Raw genomic sequence first — 18245 nt, 5'->3', positions numbered from 1 at the left:
TTTGAAAAATCAATGCTGGTGTAATCCCATGAAACGATGGTATTTTTTCCGTAACTTTAGGTGACATGAGCTAAAATGAGGGTTTATAGCGCATATTCCGAACTTGAACTTACCGCTTTGCTGCAAGCAGGGGACAGGCTGGCCTTTACCGAGATTTTTAACCGCTACAGCCCGCTGCTCTACAAGCACACTTACAATAAGCTGCGCAATGCAGAAGAAGCGGAAGATATCGTGCAGGAAATTTTTGCTAGGCTATGGAGTAAGCACGGGGAAATTGATGTACAGATGCTGAACCTGACTGCTTATTTGTATACGACTGCGCGCAATGCGGTATTTGACCTTTTGCGGCACAAAACACATGTAGACGCTTATGCGACTGCCTATACCCGTTTTGCAGAGGAAACTTATGTAGAAACGGATGCGCTGGTCCGCGAAAGGCAGTTTGCGGCCATCATCGAGGCAGAGATTGCAGCACTGCCGCCAAAGATGCGTGAAGTTTTTAACCTGCGCAGGCTGGAAAACCTGTCCAATAAAGAAATCGCCGAGCGCCTGGGCCTATCCGAACATACGGTTAAGGACCAGATGAAGAAGGCAATACGCACGCTGAAGCCTAAGATCGGAATGGCGTTGATCCTGGCTTATCTGATGCAGTAAGCTGGTGTATTTCTTCTATGGAAATCCCGGTAACTTTTGATATGATGTCCAGGTCGACTCCATTCGTTTTTAAATCTCTGGCCATCTGCAGACGTTCTTCTTCCCGGCCTTCTCTTTTAGCCCTATCCAGTAGTATTTCTCTGACGCCCATGGGTTCTGTTCTTCCGGTTAATTTTTCGGCCTCCTGTTCAAATTTAATCATCATTTCCTTGTTTCTAAAATTTACATAATAAGTCAGGAAATCCATGATCTTTATGTGTTTGGATTTACCGACCTTTCTTTTAATCAATTCCCTGGTTAAATCTAGTTTAATCTGCTTTAACTCCTCATCGCCAATGTTTTTGTTTTTCAGGGCCATGAGTACTACCAGAGCGACAACTGCAAAGGGATTCGGGTTGGTGCGCAATTGTTCTTCATCCTGGTTCAGGAGTTTGTACGTGTTAAACTCATAACTGAGCCTGGTCCCCAGATATTCTTCGGTATAAACTTGCGGATGATAGTTTTTATCGTCGTCAATAAGCAGTGCAAAGGCGCTTATGGAAACGTTGTGCTTGTCCTTAGCCCGATAAAAATAACGGAACATACGGGCCGTCAGGTCTTCATTGCCTTTAGAACCTTGTATTTCTACGTGGATTAGAACAAACCTGGATCCACCTTTCTTCAGTTGGACCCTGACAAGTTTATCTACGAATCGCACCCCTGCAGTACCTTGCTCCGGTGGGAACAACCTGTTGAATTCCTTGTCAAGGAATACGAATTTCCTGTCAAGGTGGAAAAGTTCGTCTGCATTAGGAAAAAAGAACCGGAGAAAATCGTCGAAGACATCTTCAAGTATACCTTTCAACAATTCATCGTCCCGGCGACGTGGGATTAAGTAGTTAAGGGAGGTCTCTGCAAAGGAGGATTCGGCTAACATCTAAATAAATTATCCGCAAATATAGTGTCGAATTATTAATTAATAAAATAATATTTTTGTTTGGGTATTTATATATTTCAATATAATTAACTTTTGTCCAAAATTCTGTAATGTTGTTCACTAACTTGCGTCAGTGAGTGGGTATACAGGGCGTTAAACTTTTTTTCATTTTTATATCCCCACTTTATATTTCTGAAACGTCTTACATATCAGAAGGCAGAAGAAAGCCGGGGAAATATGGAAGCGAAAGCGTTTAAAGACTTACTGAACCGATATCGCGAGGGCAAGACCAGCGCTGCAGAGAATGCGCAGTTGGAAAGCTGGTACTGGCAATTGGATGCGGCGGCGCTTCGTGAAAAGGACTTTTCTGATGCGCTTTCTGGACACAATCTTTCCGGCGAGCTTTCTGAGGTAGATCTGCTCCGCGCCAGAGACAGTATAGCTGCCAGGCTGGGACTTGACATAGGTGTACCGGATGAGGAAACAGCCAGCTTGGAAACTACAGAGATGGGTGAGCTAACGAAACCGCGTAAATCGAAGCCGCGTAAACTTAAGTTGTGGCGCAACGCGGGAGCGGTGGCTGCTGCGGTGGCTACCATTGTTTTTGGGGTGTGGTTTTTTAATTCCAGATTCGATTCTTCCCGTCATTCCGAGGATACGAGGAATCTCTTGAACACTGCTAATGACTTAGCGCCGGGCAAGTATGGTGCGACGATTACGCTGGCCAATGGGCAGGTGATCCAGTTGGATAGTTCGAAGAAGGGCGTGGTTGTAGGCAAGGAGTTGAAGTATGACGACGGGTCGTCATTGCGAGCCGGCGAAGCGGCGCGGCAATCCCCTTATGAGATTGCTTCGGAAGCTGCGCAACCTCGCAATGACGGGAAAGAGCACACCAACGTAATGATGATGCTTACTGCGACCACAGCCAAAGGCCAAACCTACTCCTTTACTTTGCCGGATGGAACGAAGGTATGGCTGAACGCAGACTCAAAATTGGAGTTTCCAGCTCAGTTTTCTGGAAAGGAGCGCAGAATATTGATGCAGGGTGAGGCCTATTTTGTAGTGAAGCATAATGCTAAACAACCATTCAGGGTAGTGAGCAGGACGGGATCGGGCAGAGAGCAAATGGTAGAAGACATTGGAACCGAGTTTAACATTAATGCCTATGCCGATGAGTTAAGTGTGAGGACCACGCTGGTAGAGGGTAGTGCAGCGGTATACTCCATCACCCAGGCACGTCATTCCGACGATAGGAGGAACCTCCTGAGTGGCAAGGACAAGGGATCTCTCGCTGCGCTCGAGATGACGGGGAAAACCGGGAAAAGCGTCGTCCTTACTCCAAACCAGCAGTCTGCGTTCTATAATGGTAATATAAGCGTGAAGAAGGTGGACGTCAACGAAGCGATCGGATGGAAGAACGGGAAATTTACTTTCAACAAAACCAGCCTGGAAGAGGTGCTGCGGCAACTGGGCAGGTGGTACGATGTCGATATTGTATACCCGGACGGTATACCCGACAGGCAGTTTACCGGTGAGATCTACCGGAACCTGAATGCCTCGGAGGCGCTGGAACTGCTGAAGTTTACGAAGGTAAGTTTCAGGATAGCCGGCAAACAGATTATCGTGAACAAATAATGAATCATTCTTGAACAAACCATATCCACAAACCAAATGAAAAAAAAATGAAAAGACTAAAGCGAACGGAAGACTAAGAATGAAGGTGGCCAATAAAAAACCGGAAAGTGGGTCTAAGCACTGTCCGGCAGATGATTGAGCCAACCAAAAACAATTGCAGAGACAACTTTTTTATCAACTCAACCAAACCAAAGGTAATGAATTTAATTGCATTAAACCTTGGCGCGTGCCATTTGCGACCGCCGAAACAATTGATATTAATAATGAAGCTAACCACTTTCATATTAATGATAGCCCTGGCACAAGTTAGTGCAAAGGGATTTGGACAGAAGATCACCCTGAATGAAACCAATGCGCCTATTGAAAAACTTTTACAAGCGATAAAGCAACAAAGCGGTTACGTCTTTTTTTATGATGCAAAGGCCCTGGAGAACCAGAAGGCCAGTATCCGTGTGAACGGCGCATCTGTGGAAGAAGTAATGGACCAATTGACACAGCGACTGCCATTGACCTACAAAATTGTGAAGAACAACATTGTCCTTAGCAAGAAAGAGAAACCGTCTTTTTTGGAGAACATCATTGCCCGATTTCAGGCGATCGATGTACGAGGGAAAGTGGTGGATTCGCTGGGGAATGGGTTGCCGGGTGCTACGGTAAGCATGAAAAATGGTAAGGGCTCTACATCTACCGATGCCGGAGGAAATTTTTACCTGAAGAATGTGGATGAGGGTGCGGTATTGGTGGTGAATTATCTCGGATATATCACTAAAGAAGTTGCTGTAAATAAGGAGTTTATGAATGTGGTTTTGCAGCAAAGTGCAAGTAAGCTGGACGAGGTACAGATACAGGCGTACGGGGTGACTTCGAGGAGAATTAGCACGAGTAACATTGGTACGGTAAAAGGTGAGGACATAGCCAAGCAACCGGTAGCAAACCCACTATTGGCACTGGCTGGGAGAATACCGGGGCTTCAGATAGTACAAAGTAGCGGAGTTCCTGGGTCAGGAGTCACGGTACGGGTTCAAGGAATGAATAGTTTAACTAATGGTAATGATCCTCTGTATGTAATAGATGGAGTTCCATATACGGCCCAAATGCTTAAAACGACAAGTGGTGCCACCATAGGTAGCTCGGGTGGACCGATCGGAAGTGGATCAGGGAATCCGTTAAATTATATTAACCCACTTGATATCGAAAGTGTGGATGTATTGAAAGACGCCGATGCAACTGCAATATATGGTTCACGTGGAGCGAATGGTGTTATTCTCATTACGACTAAGAAAGGTATTCCGGAATCGACTAAATTCAATGTTAACGTCCAGCGTGGCACTGCTGTAGTCGCAAATAAAGTGAAAATGCTGAATACCCAACAATATCTATCTATGAGGCGGGAAGCATTAAAAAATGATAAAGTTGCAGCACCATCACCAAGTGACTACGATATCAATGGAGTTTGGGATACAACGAGATATACAGATTGGCAGAGAACGCTGATGGGTGAGACAGCAGACTATACAAACATTAATGGAAATATTTCCGGGGGGTCAATCGCAACACAATACACATTAGGAGGGAACTACCATAGAGAAACAACTGTATTTCCAGGAGACTTTTCAGACAGCAAAGGTAGCCTCCATTTCAATATTACCAATACATCATTGGACAGAAAGTTCAAAATGCAATTTTCGGCAAACTATCTCAGCGGCGTCGCTAAGTTACCTGGAACAGATCTTGCAGTACAAGCACTTCAGTTTGCACCAAACGCTCCGGCATTATACAATGCTGATGGCAGTTTGAACTGGCAGCCTAATGCAGCTGGTTCGTCCACATGGTCAAATCCTGCCGTCAATATTAAAGCTCCTTATCAAAATAAAACAAACAATCTTATTGGAAGCTTGAATTTGGATTATAGAATTTTCTCCGGGCTAGAACTGGGGGCAAATCTTGGTTATAATACATTGAATACTAAGGAATTTACACCAGTTCCGTTATCGAACAGCACGCCGCAAAGTTTGCCTTTTGCCGTAAATGCCGGCATTTTTTCCTCTAGTTCGATTACCTCCTGGATTATTGAACCTCAACTTCGCTATACAAAAAATATATCCAATGGTAAGATGGATATATTACTAGGTTCCACAGTGCAACAGCGAACAAACGATGGAGAAAACCTTACCGCGAGAATTTTTGCAAATGATGCGCTAATACCCGATATCCTCTCCGCGAAGGAAATTGAGGTAAATTCCACAGAGAAATCGCAATATAAATATTACGCGCTGTTCGGTAGAGCTAATTACAATTGGCAGAACAAATACATTGTTAATTTTACCGTCAGACGAGATGGAAGCAGCCGCTTCGGTAGTAAAAATCAGTTTCATAATTTTGCGGCAATCGGGGGAGCCTGGGTTTTCAGTGAAGAGGACATTTTTGATAAAAGTTTAGGATTTATCAGCTTTGGAAAACTACGCGCCAGCTATGGTACTTCTGGTAACGATCAAATTCCCGACTACCAATTTTTAGATCTTTATCGCTCACAGTTTTATCCGGTTGCGTATCAAGGAGGAAATAGTCTTTACAGTTATCGTTTAACAAACCCCTACCTGCAATGGGAAGAGACCCGAAAGTTACAATTCGGATTGGATTTAGGGTTATTAGAAGACAAGGTACTGACTAGTGTTAATTACGTCCGGAACAGATCCTCTAATCAACTACTCTCGTACTCTTTGCCTTTAACGACAGGTTTCAATGATATTCAGTCTAATTTTCCTGCAACTGTAGAAAATACTGGCTGGGAGATTTCTATGAACACACAAAATATTAAATCAAAAGCATTTAATTGGAAGACTAATTTTAACATCACTTTGCCTTCAAATAAATTAGTCGCTTTTCCCGATCTGGAAAACACCCCGTATGCAGGAAGTTTCATTGTGGGTAAGTCCTTAAATACCCTTAAGGCCTATGCTTTTGCCGGTGTTGACCCGCTTACAGGATCCTATCAGTTCAAAAATAAATCAGGGAACCTTACCAACGAACCGACCGAAGAAGATAGAAATGTGATTATCAATACGGGGCAGCGCTTCTATGGTGGCCTGGAAAATTCCTTTGAATACAAAGGGTTTAGGCTCGACTTCATGCTTCAATTCTCCCGATATAATATCAAAGGAACGAATTTTGGTATTGGTTTTTTTCAACCAGGACGCAGAGCCTTAAATGTTCCCAAAAGTTTGCTGGGTCGCTGGCGTGAAGAAGGGAATGTCACGAATATTCAAAAATTCAGCGCGAATACAAGTCTGTATAACCAGTATCAATATGCTCTGAATAGTGATGCCAACTATGTAGACGCTTCCTATTTGAGGCTTAAATCCATCTCGTTTTCGTATAGAGTTCCAGAGAGGTGGACCAATGCATTGCATCTGAAAACGTGCACCTTGTACACACAAGTGCAGAATTTATTTACGATTACAACTTATGACGGGCTGGATCCTGAGACTTTGGGTCTTCCACCATTAAGGACTGTGACGGCGGGTATTCAAATAGGGCTATAGAAAAAATTGATAATACTATGAAAATTCTTAAGACATATTTCTTTAATAAGAAAGCAAAAAATAAGGAGCTACAATGGTTGAATCGGCTCGCTGTAATTTTGTTAAGTACCTGCTGCTTGCTGATGTACTCGGGGTGTAGAAAGCTTGTAGACGTAGAGGCTCCTGTAACCAACATAACCAGCGAGGTTGTTTTTAACAGCGATGCTACAGCTATAGCGGTGATGAATAAATTGTATTCAGATATGAGCGCCTTTGGTTTTCCCGAGGCTACCGCAGTCACTGCTAATGTTTGGACTGCTCTTTCCGGCGACGAACTCGCTGTATGGGATGGGGCTTCAGACGCCACTATTGTCGCGACTTATCAAAATAATTTAAAATTCCGGTCACCGGAGTTCTGGACAAGAACCTACAACCAAATTTATATATGCAATTCGGTGATAGAAGGTGCTACAGATTCTGATAAGTTAAGTCCTGAGGTCAAAAATCAGTTGCTCGGTGAAGCTAAATTCATGAGGGCATACCTATACTTTTATTTGGTAAATATTTACGGAGATAGCCCGCTGGCACTGACCACTGATTTTAAGATCAATTCCCTGCTTCGTCGGTCTCCGATAAACGAAGTATACAGTCAGATAGTCAGTGACCTGGTAGAGTCGGAGAGCTTGTTGCAAAACGACTATCGCGATGGCTCTCTGAGGGGCGTCAGTCAGGAACGTGTCCGGCCAAATCGCTCAGCCGCTGCTGCGCTGTTGGCTCGTGTATATCTCTATACTCAGGATTGGGAACAAGCCAAAGCCAAGGCCTCAGCTGTTATTGGCCGGACCGATTTATATGATGTTCAGCATGTTCCATTGAATGAAGTCTTTCTCGCAAATAGCCGCGAAGCGATATGGCAACTTCAGCCGGTCAACGATGTAATAACAAATACAAACGATGGCAGGTTGTTTATTATTCCGGCAACAGGGCCTAATGATGAAAACCCAGTATTTTTAAGTGATAGTTTAACACTCAGCTTTGAAGGTTCGGATTTGAGACGTAAGGCTTGGGTGGATAGCGTAATTGTTAAGATTTCTGACGCCACGCCGACGAGTCCAGAGATCTTAAAGACCTATTATTTTGCGCACAAATATAAAGAAAATTCACCTTTAGCCCCCGTGACAGAATACACGATGATGCTTAGGCTAGCGGAAATGTATCTAGTTAGGGCAGAAGCGTCCCTGAAATTGGGTCAGTTGCAGGAAGCGAAAGATGATGTAAACATACTACGTCGACGGGCGGGTCTTGGTGATATAACTTCTAATGACCCTCAGCAGTTATTAAATTTGATCCTTCGAGAACGCCGGCATGAACTGTTCATTGAGGGTGCACACCGATGGTTTGATCTTAAAAGGACAAACGAGGTCGATGCTGTCATGAAGAACATGACGCCATTGAAAGGTGGTACCTGGAGCTCAAACTGGCGGCTTTATCCTATCCCAAGTGGGGAGTCACTGAAGAACAGAAATATTAGCCAGAATCAAGGATACTAGTTAATCACTATCCAACGCTGTCCGTTAACGCGGACAGCAATACTTTAAGAATTTTTCATATGATTAGGTTCGTAACGACGCTGCTTTGCCTAGTGGTTGTACCGCTTATTTGCACTTCGCAGGAGGTTCATATCCTCAATAATGTCAGTGATTCATCACTTCCCCTGAAATCAGCAAGAACTATTTCCTTTAACACCAGTGAAGGAAGTAATATGGATGTGGACGTTTCTCCAGATGGCAAAACTATAGCTTTTACACTCCTTGGAGATATTTATACACTGTCTTCGTCAGGAGGCTCCGCAAAGCAGATAACCCGAGGACTTGCCATCAACGACAAACCCATTTGGTCCCCAAATGGGAAGTTTATTGCTTATGTTAGCGATGCGCAGGGTTCAAAAAAACTACACGTTATCGATACGTCAGGGAAAGTAGTTCGGATCTTCCGAAACGAGGATGAGAATCTAAATATGAGGGAGCCACTTTGGCAACCTGACAGCGAATCGATCATCATTGCCGATTACGTTTATCATCTTGCAGGCGGCAAGGTGAAGAATCCAGAACGGATATCAACGGTATTCGCAATTGCTACAAATGAAAAATACTATTACTGGGACGCAGCGGAAGTAATGCAATATGATAAGTACACCGGCCGTACTGATTCTGTTTTTTCAACAGATACCGAGAAAGCGAAAATGAACAACATCAGGATTTCTCCTGACGGAAGATGGCTAAGTTATATTACAGGCTATTGGAAGGAATCAATGGATAGCTTAATGGTGTATGATCTAAAATTGAATAAAAGCAAGCTGCTGGCTCACTTGAATATAAAATACCCAAGCTATAACCTTGAACGACAGCATTATGCTTTTTCAAAAGACTCAAGATTTATATTTTTTGGATATAGTGGCCAAATACATAAAATAGAAATTGAAAATGGGCACAATGAAACTGTACATTTTACTGCGGAGGTAAAGGCGGATTTGGCCCGACTTAACTACAACAAAAATAAGGTCGGACTGGATTCATTCCAGGTTAGATATATTCGGGATATACAGAAAAGTCCTAGAGGCGAGCAGTTGGTGTTTTCTGCGCTCAATCAAATATATGTATTGAATTTACAAGAAGGGTCGCCAAAAGTACTATTCAACCAAGGTATGGCCCAATTTCACCCGTCTTATTCAAATGATGGAAAGTGGATCACCTATGTGACTTGGAGCGATAAGGTTGGGGGTCATCTTTGGAAGATTTCTACACAAGGAGGCCACCCAATAAAACTCAGCAAAATAGCAGGTGAATATCAGCACCCCAGCTGGTCACCAGATGATAAAGAGATTGTCGTGATGAAAGGTCCTGTTAAACAAAACAATTATAACAGGGGTACAATTGATATAGTTACAGTTAGTACCTGTCACGTACGCGTTTTGTCTGATAGTGTATCTTTATCTAATCAGCCGAAATATACGTCGGATGGCAAGCACATATTATATAGGATTAATTCTGAGTCAAGCGAGGGGAAATGGACAAAACTTGTTTCAAAAAACCTCACTAATGATGAGGTTAAAATTCTTGTAAATGGTCCTAGGGATGAAGGATTTTTAACCGGGCAAAACTTATTGCGGTCCCCTGACGGCAAATATATAGTATTTACGAACGATCAGTGCGCTTACCTGATACCGCTGTTTGGTATAGATGGTATCCTCACCTTTCCAGATGTGACCAATAAATTACCGATAATAAGGTTTGCAAAATCAGGAATTGATCCCAGTTGGACAAACGATGGACGTTTTCTAAACTGGTCGTTCGCAAACAGTTACTATTCGATCAGTCCTGAGAGGATTATTGAAGCGGCTATGTTACAAGCTGAAAGCACATCAAACTGTACATCAAATCAAATGGGTGTTATCGATGTCGACCTGGTTCCTGAGCGCATGATTACTATCAATCTAAAAAGCCCTCAACTATATGGGCATGGTACAATTGCGTTGAAAAATGTAAAGATTATTACAATGAACGGGGATGATGTCATTTCTCAAGGTACTATCATCGTAAAAAACGGTCGTATCATTTCGGTTGGAAATACAAAAGCCGTCCACGTCCCCAGAGAAGCGACGGTGTATGATCTGACTGGCAAAACAATCATGCCCGGAATGATTGATCTGCACCATCATATGGGGGGCAATTCAGGGGTCATCCCCGAACAGTTCTGGAAATATCTCGCAATGATGGCCTATGGGGTAACTACTGTTCGTGATCCAGCGGGTTATTATGAAAAATATGCCTTTAGTGAGCTGGTGGCTTGTGGAAAGATGATAGGTCCGAGGTCCTTCCACGTTGGATTTGCTGTGAAGCCCAGTAACTCTTCTATAAATACACCGGAGGAGGCAAGAGCTATCGTTGAGAACCGCGCTTTAATGGGGACAACTACGGTTAAGCAGTATTCTTTGAATACCAGGATGGAAAGACAGTGGCTTTCACTCGCAGCGCGGCAGGCAGGATTAAATCTAACAAACGAAGGCAGCAGGTCCGTCTTGGACAACATCGCCATGGTTAAAGATGGTAGTTCAGGAATTGAACATGATCCAATTTGGGGAGATCTTTACCGGGATGTTAGGACATTCTTTGCTAAGTCCGGAACCATTTTGACACCAACACTACAAGTGAGCTATAGTGCGGACTTTGAGGACATGCCAAAATATTATTTCCGCAATAGATACCTTCGGACAAAAAACGAAAAATATGAACGGTTTACACCTTTAGGCTGGCGGGAACAACTTTTACCGGACGACAGATACGTTGGATACAACAAAGCCGATATCCCGCTTCTTGCCTCAGGTTTCGACTCTCTGGTCGTACCCAGGTTCGTAAAGGAATCTGCAGTTATAAAGTCGATCCAGGATGCAGGTGGAAAAATTGGCATGGGCAGCCATGGAGAGGATCAGGGCATTGGTGCACACTTTGAGTTATGGGCATTGAAAATGGGTGGAATGAGTAATCTGGAAGTACTCAAAGCGGCGACTATAGTGGGGGCGGAAGCGTTGGGTATCCAAGATGACCTAGGGTCCATTGAGTCCGGAAAAATAGCCGATCTAATCATTTTGGACAAGGATCCATTAGTGGACATTCATAACAGCTTAGCGATTAAATATGTAATGAAGTCAGGTGTACTTTATCTAGGTGATACGCTTGATGCCGTTTGGCCTGTAAAAAGAAAGCTCCCCACTTGGCGCCTAACTACAGAACAATAAAATTGAAATTTAAAATCCAAATTATGCGAAAAATGAATAAGACTGTCCAAGTGCTATTGTTTTTGTTAGGGATAGCAACCATCTGCCACGCGCAATGGAAAAGACAGAAGGTTCAACTGGATACCAGATGGACAGGGCAAGTGAGTGAAACAAATGTACATAAAGAATACCCGCGGCCAATCTTGCAGCGTGGCAACTGGACAAACCTTAATGGCTTGTGGAGCTATTCGATAGTTGGAAAATCAACGCAGCCGACCAAATTTGATGATCAGATTTTAGTGCCTTTCCCTATCGAATCAGCACTTTCTGGCGTAAAAAAAGCCTTAAAACCGGACGAGATACTTTGGTACAGGAAGGTCTTTTCATTTGAAAAAAAGAAGAGCAGCAGGACTATTTTACACTTCGGTGCTGTGGATTGGGAAGCAACAGTATATGTAAATAAAAAGAATGTAGGTACGCACACCGGGGGATACACGTCTTTCTCTTATGATGTAACTGACGCGCTTAAAAACGGCGAAAATGAAGTCATCGTAAGGGTTTATGATCCGACAGACAAAGGAATTGGGCCACATGGCAAGCAGGTTCTTGATCCTGCCAATATATACTATACTGCAAGTTCAGGAATCTGGCAAACAGTTTGGATGGAGACTGTGCCGCTTGACTATATCAAAAATCTTAGTATTTCGCCGGATATCGATAATGAAGTTTTAAATCTAACTGTCAGGCTGTCTTCTGCAAACGCAGCAAACCGGAAGTTGTCCATCAAAATCCCGGGCTGCAAGACCTGCAGAATCATCGAAAAGTCAAGCAGCAAAGATCAAATTGACTTGAAAATCAAAATTCCGGCACCCCGTATGTGGACACCAGATGACCCATTTTTATATGATCTAGAGGTAGGCTTGGGCATGGACCGAGTTAAAAGCTATTTCGGTATGCGCAAAGTTAGCGTTGGCAAGGATAAGGACGGCTATGATCGAATTATGCTCAATAATAAATACGTATATAATCTCGGTACACTTGACCAGGGATTTTGGCCCGATGGCTTATACACCGCTCCGACTGATGAGGCGCTAAAGTTTGATATTGAAGCCATTAAGTCTATGGGGTTTAATACGATACGAAAGCACATTAAAGTAGAGCCTGCAAGGTGGTATTATTATACTGACCGACTGGGAATATTGGTCTGGCAAGATTTAGTGAACCCAAACCAACAGTTGCCTGAAGGTTCAAAAAAGCAGTTTGAAAAGGAAAGTGAAGAGATCGTCGACCAGTTACGTAATTATCCAAGTATTACAACCTGGGTACTATTTAACGAGAAATGGGGCCAGTACGAACAGAAGCGTCTAACTAATTGGCTTAAAGCAAAAGATCCCTCTAGGCTTGTTAATGGACATAGCGGTGAATTTCTGTATGTCAATGGTCAGCTTAGAAGTCCAAGTGAGGACCCATATGTGGATGCAGACATGACAGATGTCCATAGTTATCCGAATCCAATGATGCCCATAAAGCAAGCAGGTAAGGCTTGGGTATGCGGTGAATTCGGTGGCATAGGCGTACCAGTTCAAGGTCATCTGTGGGACGACATTAATTCTGGTTGGGGATATGACGGTTTGGTAACCCCAGGGACTATGTTAAACCAATACAGCAAAATGATTGATACGCTTGTGAAATTCGAGCGTTTGGGTTTGAGCGGTTCGATATATACGCAGCCCTTTGACGTTGAATCCGAACAGAATGGTTTGATCACTTACGACAGAGAAGTTGCAAAAGTTAAACTGGAGTCTATTCGTGCCAGCAATAAAAAATTGTGGTCAGCTATTGCAGTAGATACATTGGCAAACTTACTGGGATTCAGTTCGCCAGATACTGTGGACAGATATAATGAATGGGTTCTTGAATATAATTCGGGACGAGCGGACTCGGCTTTTTTAAGAAAGCTGACCCTATCAGCAATTAAAAAGCAAGACAATGATATGATATCGAAAGCAGGGGACAGGTATTACCTTTCTCTAAATAATCGCTTCACAAATGATAATCTATTGATTATTGGTAAGACGACGAAGTCTAGTCTGGATAGCGGATTTATGTTTTATTGGCGCAATAAAGCGAGGATCAACGGTGTATTGGGACGCGGTAGCGCCGAGAAAAAAGTGATGTCTGTAATTTATCGTGAAGAAATTGAACCGTTTGATAAAGTTGACCACCCAGACTGGAGCACAATGGAAAGGAAGCTCGCAAGCAAGTATGGAGATATTGGTGAGGAGTTGGTTTGGGCATGCGAAACTGCTTTTTATGCCTCTAGTGAAAATATTCCTGGTTTCGAAGCTAGTTTTCTGAAATATTATCGACGTGCGCTGACAAGTGGTGTGAGATATCTTAACGCAAATGCTTTATGTTGGTGGGCTTTTCTTAAAAGTAATGATGATCAAGTCTTGAAGTTAGCGACCAATGTGATGAAGGAAGAGATCAGTCAACGTCCTGGCGATTATCATAGTATAGATACGTATGCAAATTTGTTATACAAAACGGGTGATCTGAAGGGTGCAATTTTTTGGGAAGAAAAGGCAATAACAGTTTCGGGTAGCGATGAAGCGCTGGTAGAGACGCTTTCAAAAATGAAAACTGGTGTGCCAACCTGGCTTGTTTCAGGTTCGAAATAATTCAATTAGTAAAGAACTGATGCAAAACACTCACCTACCGCAGGCCAGTTCGCTTTAGTAGAATAAAAAGCTTTGGATTTCATAAAACTGAAATCTGTATGGAATATATCAGCGATTTTGAAATTCTTCTTGAACAGCATTTCCGGGAACAGCATCATCCGGAGTTCTATGCAGCCCGGTTGAATACTACGCTGTACGTGCTGAACGGCTTCACCAGGCGCCGTTTCGGAAAAACAGTATATGAGCTAATCCAGGAACGACTACATCTGGAAGCGCTTCATCTCCTTATACATTCATCCCTGAAAGTGAGCGAGATTGCGTATACCATTGGCTGTTGTGACCATGGGCACTTTACCAGGAGTTTTAAACGGAGGGAGGGGGTGGGACCAAGGGAGTACCGACTCGCCCTCTCTTACTGAAACAGGAATAGACAATATTCAAGAAAAAATAACCTGAAATATGATAGAACATCCCATAGATCCCAACGCTGTCGTAACAAATCTGCTCACGCACCTGAATGCCGAAATGGAACTTTCGGACCTGTTCAATCCGGCGATAACGCCAATGCTGCAACCTGTTGAGGTAAAGAAACTGCAACAGGTGCTGCAAAGGGGGCAGGTTCCGGAGGTTGCTTACTGGCTGGAGGGCACTTACGCAAGGGCATATTTCGATCAGGTTACCGCGGATGGACTGGAGGTGCAGCAAACGGGGGAGTTTTACCGGCCAATGGAGATCATGGTAGATGCGAATGGTTTTTTCAACGGGGCAGTAAGTGATTGCTGTATAGAGATAGCGCCCGGCGGTGTAATGGTGCCGTTCAGCAAGGGAAATTTCTCCGAACTGAAGCTATCTGCACCTGAGGCTGTGGGTCTGGCAAAACGGATCCTGGCGAAGCAAAGCAGTCGTTACCGGGAAAAGATGATGATGCTGAGGCTCCCCTGCGAACAACGCGTAGCACGATTTAAAGAGTTGTTTGGCATACAGATCTGGCATGCTTTTGCTCAGAAGCATATCGCAAGTTATCTGGGAATGACGCCGGAACATTTAAGCAGGTTGTTTTAGCGAAGAGGTGTCTGATCTTTCCCGGATCTGGTTTGAATCTGAGATGATCAAATAGCAAAGGAGGTCCGTAAGGGCCTCCTTTGCTATTTGAGGTTTTTGATTTCTTCAATGCTGAGTTTGGTGTATTTGGCTATCAGTTCATCAGATTGCCCGTCTGCTTTCATTTCGCGTGCAGTCTGCAGTTTTCCCTGCTTTACGCCTTCCTTTGTTGCCAGATCTATTATTTGTTCTTCGATTCCCATGGTAGTGCTCCTTTCTGTGATTTCGTCGAGTCTTTGCTCAAAGATAGTGTTATTTCGATTGTCGGTAAAGCGGATATGGTATTTTAAGAAGTTAATAAGTATCCTGATTTTGTTTTTGTGCATGCTTTGGGAAAGCAGGTGCCTGGCGAGCTTGGTTTTTACTTCGAGCAGGAAGGTGTCTCTTGCATGTTCTTGCAATGCCTTACCCTGAAGGGCCGCTTTTGCGATGAGAACTACTTTTGCGAAGGGATTTTCACTGTTTTCAAGTTGGGCTTCGTCCTGAGTGGCCATTTTGAACATGTTGAAGGTGTAATCGACTTTGGTACCCAAGCAGGAGAGGGAGAAAATATTGCTCCGGACAATACTGCTTGCTTCGGTTAGGATCGCGTATGCAGAAATGGGCCTCTGGTATTTATCATAAATGCGGATGAAATACCGGAACATGCGTTCGCTAAAATCAGATGAATATCTGTCCTGAATTTCCAGATGAAGTAATATCCATTCTTCTTTGCCATCCCGGGTATAAATCTTTACAAGTTGATCGATGATTCTTGGTTGGTAGATATTTTCCTCGGGAGGGAAGAGCTGTTCGAGCTCCTTGTTAAGAAATTCAAATCCGCGCTGCATATCAATTCGTTCATCTGCATTTGGAATCATGAAACGCAGAAAGTCATCAAACAGATCTTCGAGTATGCCTTTATACAGCAGATCGTTTCTTCGGATGTTGCCTCCTGGATCTGTAACGTCGTTTTGTGGTTCGTGCAGGTAGCCGGCTTGTGGTTCGTTTAATGCAATTGTAACTGTCATATGGATATTGTATTGCATTTTTTTGAGAAGTACAATATGGAAAAAGATGCCTTTAGCATCTAAGCAGGTTGTTTTAATGAGATTTATCAATTTCAAGCTGCAACTTCAGGTTGTATATTGAAGATAATCTGATTTATTGTGCTCTTATGGCTAGATTATTCCTCAACACGAAAGATGTGATGGTCCTTACCGGACTAACTGTTACTCCTGCTAAGCTGCGTTTGTCGGCGGTGCGTGCCCGCTATGGTATTCCGAAATATAAACCGGTAACGGTGGTGCAGTTCAGTGATTTTTATGGGCTGGATGTGCGGCTGGTGCTGGAGCAGATTGGCCACTAGCGACAAGGTTACTATAGTGGTGTACAATACGGCAAAGGATGAGTTTTGTTCTATGGTGGCTGCGGCGCAAAGATCGGCATTGGGGTATGACATGCCGGTACCCGTAAACTGGTCTGGTGACCAGGTGTATACCTGGTTGTTTTTCGTGTCTGAGAAAGGGAAGATGAACAGCAGCAGCGAGGTGTTCGGTCCGCTGGAAATCCAGTAATGGTGGAGCCGGGGAGGTATCTGCCGGATCCCTTCCCGGTTTTAATGTTCAATTCATAAAAATAACAGATATGGGAATTTTATATGATGGCCTGTTTGGTGGTTTCAGCGGAAAGACCGGTGGCCTTGTGGGCAGAAAGCTAAGGGGAAAATACCTGGTCTCGGCATTGCCACATGCCGGGGCAAGGCGACATAGTGCCGGGCTGCAGTGCAGCCGGCAAAGGTTCAGACTGACTATGCATTGCCTGGCTAAAATTAAAGTATTCATTGATCTGGGTTTTGCCTATAATCAGGCGCAGTTGCCTATGGCACTGGCGTTGAAATATAACTTGCCGGTACTGGTAAGGAATACGGAAACGGGGCTTGTTGTTGCATACCCTGAACTGCTGATCAGCAGGGGCAGGCAGGCACCGCTGAATTCCGCCAGGGCGGAATTTACGGCGGGCGAGGTTTTGTTTACTTGGGTGGCAGACAGGGAAGAATTTTATAACCGGGACAATGACAAGGTATGTTTCCTGGTGTATAACGAAACGCGGGCTGAGCCGGTACTGGTGAAGTTTGGGGCGCTGCGTGCGGACCTGGGCTATCTGATGGCGGTTCCGGCTGATTATGCGGATGACCGGCTGCACGCCTATTGCTTTACGGTAGCTGCCGGGGGCAGGTATGCCAGCAATGGTACTTATTTGGGTTTGATTAACGGGTAGTGCGATGATTGGAGACAATGGTTTCATGGGTTTTTACCGGGGGCGGATCGGTAACCTGTCGTATTATGTAAGGAATGGCCGGCAGGTGGCGCGCAGGTGTGGCTGGAAGGTAAGCAAGCATCCTTCCGGGGCGCAGCTGGCTTCGAGGATGAAGATGGCGCTGATGGTTGATTTTCTGAGGCCGCTGCTGAGTGTGGTAAACCTGGGCTTTGCCTTAAAGGCGGCTGGTACGGGGAGGACTTCCTATAATCTGGCCCTGGGATATAACCTGCGCAATGGCGTTGCAGGTGCTTACCCGGAGTTTGCCGTTAACTATGAAAAGGTAAGGCTGAGCCTGGCTGCAGGTGAGGTGGCGGGGCCATATAGGGCTGCCGCTGTCTTGCAGGAAGACGGGCTTTTGTTTTCCTGGCAAATGGAAGGGGGCGGCAGCTGGAATTACGAAGGTGACCGCGCAGTAATGGTGGCTTATTTTCCTGAAAGAGCTGCGGCAGTGTTTGATTTGGATGGGCCTGAACGGAGCGATGAAAAGGGGCTGCTGAAACTGGGCCCCGCGTATAGAACGCTTCGCATGGAGGTTTACCTGACTTTTGTAGCTGCCGACAGATCGGGGATTTCTGACAGTATTTATCTTGGAAATTTAAACGGATAAAATATTAGAAACGTCATGGGTGAAATGTTGGTTTTTGCATACTTTTGCCGCAAAT

14 protein-coding genes are annotated in these 18245 nt (G+C 44.2%); 12 read left to right on the top strand and 2 right to left on the bottom strand.

What is annotated here, in order from left to right; translation table 11 throughout:
- Positions 1–75: 75 nt before the first annotated feature.
- Positions 76–654 (top strand): RNA polymerase sigma-70 factor, encoded by a 579-nt coding sequence (locus tag P2W84_RS01070; protein ID WP_276088244.1) that lies wholly within the window; start codon positions 76–78, stop codon positions 652–654.
- Here P2W84_RS01070 and P2W84_RS01065 read toward each other — a convergent pair.
- Entirely contained in the window at positions 611–1570 is a 960-nt protein-coding gene (locus tag P2W84_RS01065) for a hypothetical protein (protein ID WP_276088243.1), read from the bottom strand. The two genes, P2W84_RS01070 and P2W84_RS01065, sit on opposite strands and share 44 nt — an antisense overlap.
- A gap of 237 nt (positions 1571–1807) precedes the next feature.
- Between P2W84_RS01065 and P2W84_RS01060 the strand changes: the two genes are divergently transcribed.
- The 7 genes from P2W84_RS01060 (at position 1808) to P2W84_RS01030 (ending at position 15243) form a co-directional block, all read left to right on the top strand.
- Positions 1808–3205 carry a FecR domain-containing protein gene (locus P2W84_RS01060; RefSeq protein ID WP_276088242.1) on the top strand — a complete coding sequence of 466 codons (1398 nt, stop codon included), beginning with the start codon at positions 1808–1810 and terminating at the stop codon, positions 3203–3205.
- Positions 3206–3402: 197 nt separating this feature from the next.
- Positions 3403–6747, top strand: coding sequence for a SusC/RagA family TonB-linked outer membrane protein (locus P2W84_RS01055; RefSeq protein WP_276088241.1), 3345 nt, complete (start codon positions 3403–3405; stop codon positions 6745–6747).
- A gap of 17 nt (positions 6748–6764) precedes the next feature.
- The gene (locus tag P2W84_RS01050; protein ID WP_276088240.1) at positions 6765–8276 is read left to right on the top strand and encodes a RagB/SusD family nutrient uptake outer membrane protein; all 1512 of its coding nucleotides are present in this window, start codon (positions 6765–6767) and stop codon (positions 8274–8276) included.
- Positions 8277–8335: 59 nt separating this feature from the next.
- Positions 8336–11521, top strand: coding sequence for an amidohydrolase family protein (locus tag P2W84_RS01045; RefSeq protein ID WP_276088239.1), 3186 nt, complete (start codon positions 8336–8338; stop codon positions 11519–11521).
- A 32-nt stretch (positions 11522–11553) separates the two neighbouring features.
- Positions 11554–14181, top strand: coding sequence for a sugar-binding domain-containing protein (locus P2W84_RS01040; RefSeq protein ID WP_276088238.1), 2628 nt, complete (start codon positions 11554–11556; stop codon positions 14179–14181).
- A gap of 98 nt (positions 14182–14279) precedes the next feature.
- A complete protein-coding gene (locus P2W84_RS01035) occupies positions 14280–14600 on the top strand; it encodes an AraC family transcriptional regulator (RefSeq protein ID WP_276088237.1) in 321 nt (106 codons plus the stop codon).
- A 40-nt stretch (positions 14601–14640) separates the two neighbouring features.
- Complete coding sequence (locus P2W84_RS01030) at positions 14641–15243, top strand: hypothetical protein (protein ID WP_276088236.1); 603 nt, start codon at positions 14641–14643, stop codon at positions 15241–15243.
- A gap of 83 nt (positions 15244–15326) precedes the next feature.
- Here P2W84_RS01030 and P2W84_RS01025 read toward each other — a convergent pair whose 3' ends face one another.
- The gene (locus tag P2W84_RS01025) at positions 15327–16292 is read right to left on the bottom strand and encodes a hypothetical protein (protein ID WP_276088235.1); all 966 of its coding nucleotides are present in this window, start codon (positions 16290–16292) and stop codon (positions 15327–15329) included.
- Positions 16293–16438: 146 nt separating this feature from the next.
- Here P2W84_RS01025 and P2W84_RS01020 point away from each other — a divergent pair, with 146 nt between their 5' ends.
- The 4 genes from P2W84_RS01020 (at position 16439) to P2W84_RS01005 (ending at position 18190) form a co-directional block, all read left to right on the top strand.
- Positions 16439–16630, top strand: coding sequence for a hypothetical protein (locus tag P2W84_RS01020; RefSeq protein WP_276088234.1), 192 nt, complete (start codon positions 16439–16441; stop codon positions 16628–16630).
- The gene (locus P2W84_RS01015; RefSeq protein WP_276088233.1) at positions 16587–16838 is read left to right on the top strand and encodes a DUF6266 family protein; all 252 of its coding nucleotides are present in this window, start codon (positions 16587–16589) and stop codon (positions 16836–16838) included. Before P2W84_RS01020 ends, P2W84_RS01015 begins: the two co-directional genes overlap by 44 nt.
- A gap of 70 nt (positions 16839–16908) precedes the next feature.
- Positions 16909–17541 carry a DUF6266 family protein gene (locus P2W84_RS01010; RefSeq protein WP_276088232.1) on the top strand — a complete coding sequence of 211 codons (633 nt, stop codon included), beginning with the start codon at positions 16909–16911 and terminating at the stop codon, positions 17539–17541.
- Between the two features lie 4 nt (positions 17542–17545).
- Positions 17546–18190: a DUF6266 family protein gene (locus P2W84_RS01005; protein WP_276088231.1), complete on the top strand. Its 645-nt coding sequence runs from the start codon at positions 17546–17548 to the stop codon at positions 18188–18190.
- Positions 18191–18245 lie beyond the last annotated feature (55 nt).

The sequence above is a fragment of the Pedobacter sp. JY14-1 genome, from assembly GCF_029269825.1.
Classification (GTDB): Bacteria; Bacteroidota; Bacteroidia; order Sphingobacteriales; family Sphingobacteriaceae; genus Pedobacter.
The sequence above is the reverse complement of the archived record's forward strand: the minus strand, read 5'-3'. Positions and strand labels throughout refer to the sequence as shown.